6 protein-coding genes are annotated in these 7,480 nt (G+C 71.2%); 4 read left to right on the top strand and 2 right to left on the bottom strand.

The genetic code is table 11. The features are described from left to right. Positions 1 to 37 precede the first annotated feature (37 nt). A complete protein-coding gene (locus tag ACJOT3_RS30005; protein WP_406976502.1) occupies positions 38 to 325 on the bottom strand; it encodes a WhiB family transcriptional regulator in 288 nt (95 codons plus the stop codon). A 238-nt stretch (positions 326 to 563) separates the two neighbouring features. Beyond that, the gene (locus tag ACJOT3_RS30000) at positions 564 to 1,856 is read right to left on the bottom strand and encodes a hypothetical protein (RefSeq protein ID WP_406976501.1); all 1,293 of its coding nucleotides are present in this window, start codon (positions 1,854 to 1,856) and stop codon (positions 564 to 566) included. Between the two features lie 260 nt (positions 1,857 to 2,116). On the opposite strand from ACJOT3_RS30000, the gene cofD reads away from it, so the two are divergent. From cofD to ACJOT3_RS29980, 4 genes are all read left to right on the top strand, one after another. Next, entirely contained in the window at positions 2,117 to 3,103 is a 987-nt protein-coding gene (gene cofD, locus ACJOT3_RS29995; protein ID WP_406976500.1) for a 2-phospho-L-lactate transferase, read from the top strand. Further along, a complete protein-coding gene (locus tag ACJOT3_RS29990; RefSeq protein WP_406976499.1) occupies positions 3,100 to 4,404 on the top strand; it encodes a coenzyme F420-0:L-glutamate ligase in 1,305 nt (434 codons plus the stop codon). Before cofD ends, ACJOT3_RS29990 begins: the two co-directional genes overlap by 4 nt. Before the next feature lie 162 nt (positions 4,405 to 4,566). Beyond that, positions 4,567 to 6,150 carry a Na+/H+ antiporter gene (locus tag ACJOT3_RS29985; protein WP_406976498.1) on the top strand — a complete coding sequence of 528 codons (1,584 nt, stop codon included), beginning with the start codon at positions 4,567 to 4,569 and terminating at the stop codon, positions 6,148 to 6,150. A gap of 164 nt (positions 6,151 to 6,314) precedes the next feature. Then, positions 6,315 to 7,480 (top strand): glycosyl hydrolase family 18 protein (locus tag ACJOT3_RS29980; protein ID WP_406976497.1); only part of this gene is annotated, 1,166 nt, incomplete at its 3' end.

The following is a 7,480-nucleotide window of genomic DNA, read 5'->3' as shown; positions in this document are numbered from 1 at the left end:
GGGCTCGTGGCCCGGGCGCGCTTCACGCGCGCGCACGCTACAGCATGTCCGCCAGGAAATCGAAATCCCCTCCGGCGGCTTTCTTCAGCCTTCGGCGCTCGCGCTCGGAGAGTCCCCCCCAGATACCGAACCGCTCGTCATGTTCGAGCGCGTATTCCAGGCACTCCGCTCGCACGTCGCACGACAGGCACACCTTCTTGGCCTCCCGGGTCGAGCCGCCCTTCTCGGGGAAGAACGCCTCCGGGTCGGTCTGTGCGCACAGTGCGCGTTCCTGCCAGCCCAGATCCTCATCCGAGCCGTGCGCCAGCGGGATGATCTCGCTCATGCGCACCTCCTGTTGCCCCCCATAGATGACCCGACCCAATTCGTCCCCCGGGCCGGGCGGAATCCCACCCTGAAATTACACGTGGACGCAGTGCTACTCGTCAAGCGCCCTGCGTGGTAATCCACTGAATATCATGTAACGAAGCGTCAACGCTGCTCGGTTCATGTCCGTTCTGCGGATTACCACGCAATTCACGACGTTCCAGGAAGGCGGAGGACGCGAGGCCCGCGCGGAGGGTTCAGCGCTGGCCCTCTCCTCCGTACCAGCCCTGCTGGCCCCCGGTACCGCCCTGTCCTTGCTGGTCAGAGCCGTAGCCGGAGCCCGAGCCGTACTGGTCTCCGTATACGGAGCCGCCCTGGTCGGTCGTCTCCGTACCGTTGTTCTCACCGGAGTTAAAGAAAGGTTCAACTCCACTCTCGGACGCCGCGGGCTGCTGGCCCTGGCCGTACCAGCCGTAGTTGACGGCGTCCTGGGCCGCCTGCTCGCCGGAGGCCGCCGCCTGCTCGCCCTGGGGGGCGTACTGGGACGGGTCGTAGGCCTGGCCGTACGCCTGCGACTGGGCGTCGGTGCCGTACTGCTGTGCCTGCGGCTGCGCCTGGCCGTACTGGTTGGGGTCGTACGCCTGCTGACCGGACGTGTCGGTCCCGTACGGCTGCGCCTGGCCGTACTGGTTCGGGTCGTACGCCTGCTGACCGGAGGCGTCGGTCCCGTACTGCGGCTGGGCGTAGGACTGCTGGGCCCCGGTCGTGTACTGCGGCTGGGCCTGGGCCTGGCCGTACTGGTTCGGGTCGTAGGCCTGCTGCGCCTGGGACGCGTCGTAGGCCTGCGCCTGCTGGGCCGCGGCGTCGTAGGCCTGCGGCTGGGCGTAGGACTGCTGGGCCCCGGTGGCGTACTGCGGCTGCGCCTGGGCCTGGCCGTACTGGTTGGGGTCGTAGGCCTGCTGCTGACCCGAGACGGCCTGAGCGGGGTCGGCCGCGGGCTGGCCGCCGGTCATGGTCGGGTCCTGGTAGCCCTGGGCGTACGCCTGCGGCTGCACGCCGCCCTGCGGGTAGCCGCCGTAGGCCTGCGCCTGAGCGGCCGCGCGCGGCACCAGGTTCGGGTCGTTGAACGCCTTGAGCAGTGCGAAGGCGAAGATGCCCAGCACCGCGCCCTGGCCAAGCGTGCCGAGGAAGCCGGCGAAGCCGAGGCTGATCATGTTGGCGTTGCTGGCCACGATGAACTCGGTGATGAGGTTGATGGCCGCGAAGAACAGCCCCAGCCCGGAGATGATGAGCGAGGTCAGCACGATGCCGAAGGCCGCCGGCCGGGTGCGCTCGGAGGTGAGCACCAGGAGCACCGCGGCGGCGAGCAGGATCACGACGGACAGACCGAAGAAGTGGCCGCCCGCGCCTCCCAGCGCCGAGGCGAAGTTGCCCGGATAGCCCGAATTGGCGATCAGTCGGATGAAGCCCGCCAGCACACCGGCGCCGACGGCGCCGATCAGGACCCACGCCGCGGGTAGGCGCAGGCGTTCCAGTGTTTCGTTGTTCAAGGGAGATTCCCCTCTGCTGCTTTGTCGCCGCCCTCGTCGGAGGAAGAGTGGCTTGTCGTCGGGCTGTTCGGTCGGAACCGGCCGATCACGGCTGTGGAACATGGGGACGCCGGAGGATCGGACCGTTGAAGTGGGACGGCGGCCACGGTACCGAGGTTCGGCCGATCGGCGAACCGACGGTACCGGTACGGTCACGCCCGGGTCGCGCCCACGGGGGGCGGAGGACCCGTACATGCCTCCAGCCTGCCAGACTTGGACGCATGCGGATAGTCGTACCGGCCGGTGGCATCGGCGGAGCGCGCTTCCTGCGGGGCCTCAAGGCGGCCCTGGGAATCGACTCCCCGATCCCGGATGAACAGAGCACGAACGCCATCACCGTCATCGGCAACACGGGTGACGACATCACCCTGTTCGGACTGAGGATATGTCCGGATCTGGACACGGTGATGTACACCCTGGGCGGAGGCATCGACGAGGAGCGCGGCTGGGGCCGGACCGACGAGACCTTCACGGTCAAGGAGGAGCTGGCCGCCTACGGCATGCGACCCACCTGGTTCGGCCTGGGCGACCGGGACACCGCCACCCACATCGTGCGCGCCCAGATGCTCGCCGCGGGCTACCCGCTGTCGGCGGTCACCGAGGCGCTGTGCGACCGGTGGAGGCCCGGGGTGCGGCTGCTGCCGATGACCGACGACCAGGTCGAGACGCACGTGGTCATCGAGGAGGACGGGCGCAGGCGCGCGATCCACTTCCAGGAGTGGTGGATCAAGTACCGGGCGGCGGTGCCCGCGCAGAGCATCGTGAGCATGGGCGTGGAGGACTCCAAGCCCGGCCCCGGGGTGCTGGAGGCGATCGCCGAGGCCGACCTGGTGGTCCTGCCGCCGTCGAACCCGGTGGTGAGCGTGGGGTCGGTCCTGGGCGTCCCCGGCATCCGGGAGGCCCTGGCCGCCAAGACCGTGGTCGGCGTCTCCCCCATCATCGGCGGCGCCCCCGTGCGCGGCATGGCCGACGCCTGCCTGGAGGCGATCGGGGTGGAGACGAGCGCCGGGGCGGTCGCCGCCCACCTGGGCGCCGACCTGCTCGACGGGTGGCTGGTGGACGAGGCCGACGCGGGCACCGCGGTCGAGGGGATCGAGGTGCGCTCGCGCCCGCTGTACATGAGCGACCCGCGGGCCACCGAGGCGATCGCCCGGGCCGCCCTGGACCTGGGCCGCGAGCTGGCCGGGCGCAAGGGCGGCGGCGAGTGAGCGCGGACGCGGCGGCCGGGGTGCGGGTGCGCGGGCTGGCGGGCCTGCCCGAGGTGGGCGAGGGCGCCGACCTGGCCGCGCTGATCGCCGACGCGGTCGCCGCCTCCGGCGAGCCGCTGGCCGACGGCGACGTCCTGGTGGTCACCTCCAAGATCGTCGCCAAGGCGGAGGGGCGGCTGCGCCGGATGGACCGGGAGGCCGCCATCGACGCCGAGACGGTGCGGGTGGTCGCCCGCGCCGGGAGAACGCGGATCGTGCAGACCCGGCACGGGCTGGTGATGGCCGCCGCCGGGGTGGACGCCTCCAACGTCGAACCCGGCACGGTGCTGCTGCTGCCCGAGGACTCCGACGCCTCCGCCCGCGCCCTGCGCGCCGGGCTGCGCGAGCGGCTGGGGGTGCGGGTGGGCGTGATCGTCTCCGACACCTTCGGGCGGCCCTGGCGGGTCGGGCAGACCGACGTCGCCATCGGCGCGGCCGGGGTGGACCCGGTGCAGGACCTGCGGGGCACCGTGGACACCCACGGCAACCTCATGGAGGCGACCGTCAACGCGGTCGCCGACGAGATCGCAGCCGCCGGCGAGCTGGTCAAGGGCAAGACGAGCGGGGTGCCGGTGGCGGTGGTGAGCGGCCTCTCGGTCGTCACCGACGCGGACGGGCCGGGGGCGGCGGCGCTGGTGCGCCCGGCCGACGCCGACCTGTTCCGGTACGGCTCGCGCGACGTGGTGCCCGCCCGGCGCACGGTCCGCGCGTTCACCGACGCGCCGGTGGACCCCGGGGCGGTGCGGCGCGCGGTGGCGGCGGCGATCACCGCCCCCGCCCCCCACCACACGACGCCGTGGCGGTTCGTGCTGGTGGAGTCGGCACCGGTGCGCAAGCGGCTGCTGGACGCGATGCTCCAGGCGTGGGTGGCCGACCTGCGCGGCGACGGGTTCGACGAGGAGGCGATCGCGCGGCGCACCCGGCGCGGCGACGTGCTGCGGGGGGCGCCCTACCTGGTGGTTCCGTTCCTGGTGGCGGACGGGTCGCACCCCTACCCCGACGAGCGGCGGGCCGACGCCGAGCGGACCATGTTCCACGTGGCGATGGGCGCCGGGGTGCAGGGCCTGCTGGTGGGGCTGGCCGTGGAGGGGCTGGGCTCGGCGTGGATCTCGTCCACGATGTTCTGCCCCGACGTGGTGCGCGAGGTGCTGGAGGTGCCCGAGCACTGGCGGCCGATGGGTGCGGTGGCGGTGGGCCACGCCGCCGAGCCGCCGCGGGAGCGGCCGCCGCGCGACCCGGAGGACTTCATCGAGGTCCGCTGAGGCGGATCCCGGGCACCGCGGCCGCGGCCCCCACCGCGTTTGACGGGGGGCTTACGGCCGCGGTGCTTCTCTGTGTCCCGCCCGGCGCGTCGCCGGGGGCCCGTTCGCGGTGCGGCGGGCATCCTGGGGGCTGCGCGGGGGCACGGGCGAAGGGCTGGCGGCATGGGCGTCGAGGAGTACGTGGTCGGCACGCTGGTGGTCGTGGTGGCGGTGATCATCGGCCGGCTGATCGCCATGAGGCTGCGGATACCGGACCCGATCGTCCTGGTGGTGCTGGGCATGGCGCTGGGGCTGCTGCCCGGGGTGAACTCGCTGACGATCACCCCGGAGATCGTGCTGCTGGTGTTCCTGCCGCCGCTGATCTACAACGCGGCGTTCTTCACCTCCCCCAAGGACTTCCGGGAGCTGTTCCGGCCGATCGTGGTCATGGCGGTCGGGGTGACCCTGGTGACGGCGCTGGGGCTGGCCGCGGTCGTCTACTTCCTGATCCCGGCGGTGAGCTGGCCCGCGGCGATCGCCCTGGGGGCGGCGATCGCGCCGACGGACGCGGTGGCGGCGTCGGCGATCCTCAAGCGGGTGGGCACCCCGCGGCGGGTGCTGACGATCCTGGAGGGCGAGTCGCTGATCAACGACGCGGTCGCGCTCACCATGTTCAGCCTGGCGCTGACGGCGATGTCGCACCCGCTGACCCCGTCCGAGGGGGCCCTGGAGCTGGTGAAGGTCGTGGTGGGCGGGCTGGCGTTCGGCGCGCTGGTGACCTGGCTGGTGGCCTGGTCGCGCAAGCTGATCGAGGACTCGTCCATCCAGCTGATGATCGTGCTGATCACCCCGTTCGCGGCCTACATCCCCGCGGAGATGCTGGGCTTCTCGGGGGTGCTGTCGGCGGCGCTGGCCGGGATCGTGCTGGGCACCCGGGGCGAGGGCCTGCTGCCGCCGAAGGTGCGGGTGACCGGGCAGACGCTGTGGCAGACCCTGGTGACGGTGCTGGAGTCCATGCTGTTCGTGCTGCTGGGCCTGCAACTGGACGCGGTGATCACGGCGGTCCGCGAACACTACTCGTTCCCGCGCCTGGTGCTGGTGGCGCTGCTGGTGACGGTCACGGCGGTGGTCCTGCGGATGGGGCTGATGATGGTGGTGATCCCGCTGCAACGGGTGATCCCGTTCCTCAACCTGGAGGTGTCGTCCTTCCGGGAGAGGGTCGTCATCGGGTGGAGCGGGATGCGCGGCGCGGTGTCGCTGGCGATCGCGCTGTCGATGCCCGCGACCGTCGGGGGCGAGGCGTTCACCGAGCGCGGGGGGCTGATCTTCATCGCCGGGGTGGTGGTGATGGGCACGCTGATGGGCCAGGGGCTCAGCCTGCCGCTGGTGCTGCGCAGGCTGGGGGTGGGCGGCGGGGAGTCGCACCAGAAGGAGTTCCTGATCGCCGACCACGCGATGAGCTGCGCGGCGCTGGGCAAGGTGGACGAGCTCCAGACCTCCGGGGAGATCGACGCGAAGACCGCGGAGTCGCTGCGGAGCTCGTACTCCCGGCGGGTGGGCGAGGTGCAGGCGCTGCTGGACGAGGACGACTCGGCGTTCGAGCGGGCGGAGAGCGCCAAGGCGGTGCACGCGCAGATCGCGGACGCCCGCCGTGACACCCTGCGGGCGCTCTACCGGGAGGGGCGCATCGACCACGACGTCTACCAGTCGCTGAGCAGGGACATGGACCTGGGCGAGAGCAAGGGCGGGCCGTTCCAGGGCGGGTGAATTCCGGGGAATCGGACGGGGTCCATTTTGGTACTTAGTGCCAAATAAAATTGAAAGCTTTCCTTCCCATTGCATTGACGCGCGGGTAAGGCAACTCTAAGGTTTCTTAACAATTCAATCCCCCGACCTTCGTCACCCCGCTGGACGGAAGGAACCCCCCGACCATGAACCGTCATCGCACCCGTTCTCCCCGGGTGAAAGCCCTGATGGCCGGTGCTTTCGCGGCGCTGGCCGCCGCGTTCGCCATCGGCGCCACCCAGCTCCCGAGCGCGCCGAACGAGGCCGAGACCGTGGCAGGCGAGGAAACCGTCGCGCAACAGAACGGCCAGTGGCTCACCGGCTACTGGCACAACTTCGACAACGGCTCCACCGTGATGCCCCTGTCCGCGATCCCCGGCGAGTACAACCTCATCGCCATCGCCTTCGCCGACAACCACCCGAGCCTCGACGGCGGCATCACGTTCAACCTCGCCAGCGGCGAACTGGGCGGCTACACCGACGCGCAGTTCCGCGCCGACATCGCGGCCATCCAGGCCCAGGGCCGCAAGGTGATCATCTCCGTCGGCGGCGAACTCGGGAACGTGACCGTCGCCAACCCCACCCAGGCGCGGAACTTCGCCGACACCACGTACGCGCTGATGCAGGACTACGGGTTCGACGGCGTCGACATCGACCTCGAACACGGCATCAACGCCCAGTACATGACCGAAGCGCTGCGCAACCTGCACGGCCAGGCCGGCGACGACCTCATCATCGCGATGGCGCCGCAGACGATCGACTTCCAGGCCCCGACCATGGGCTACTACCAGCTGGCGTCGAACATCTCCGACATCCTCACCATCGTGAACATGCAGTACTACAACTCCGGCACGATGATGGGCTGCGACCAGAAGGTCTACTCCCAGGGCACCCCCGACTTCGTCGCCGCGCTGGCCTGTATCCAGCTGGAGATGGGGCTGGACCCGAGCCAGGTCGGCCTGGGCCTGCCCGCCGTGCCCTCCGCCGCGGGCGGCGGCCACATGGCCCCGAGCCAGATCGTGCGCGCCCTGGACTGCCTGGAGGCCGGGACCAACTGCGGGAGCTTCTCCCCCTCCTCCCCGTACGGGCCCATCGGCGGCGTGATGACCTGGTCCATCAACTGGGACGCCACCAACGGCTACGCGTTCGCGAACACCATCTCCGACCGCCTCCAGAGCGGCCCCGGCGGCTCGGGCCCCACCGACCCGCCCACCGAGGAGCCGACCGGGGGTCCGACCGACCCGCCCGGCGACTGCACCGCGGCCGCCTGGACCAGCGGCGCCGTCTACACCGGCGGCAACGTGGTCTCCCA

Source organism: Nocardiopsis protaetiae (genome assembly GCF_045446735.1).
GTDB classification, from domain to species: domain Bacteria; phylum Actinomycetota; class Actinomycetes; order Streptosporangiales; family Streptosporangiaceae; genus Nocardiopsis; species Nocardiopsis protaetiae.
The sequence above is the reverse complement of the archived record's forward strand: the minus strand, read 5'-3'. Positions and strand labels throughout refer to the sequence as shown.

What these genes read in the sequence shown, in the direction of transcription:
- ACJOT3_RS30005 (WP_406976502.1), bottom strand. Translation starts at nt 325, where the DNA reads ATGAGCGAGATCATCCCGCTGGCGCACGGCTCGGATGAGGATCTGGGC.
- cofD (WP_406976500.1), top strand. Translation starts at nt 2,117, where the DNA reads ATGCGGATAGTCGTACCGGCCGGTGGCATCGGCGGAGCGCGCTTCCTG.
- ACJOT3_RS29985 (WP_406976498.1), top strand. Translation starts at nt 4,567, where the DNA reads ATGGGCGTCGAGGAGTACGTGGTCGGCACGCTGGTGGTCGTGGTGGCG.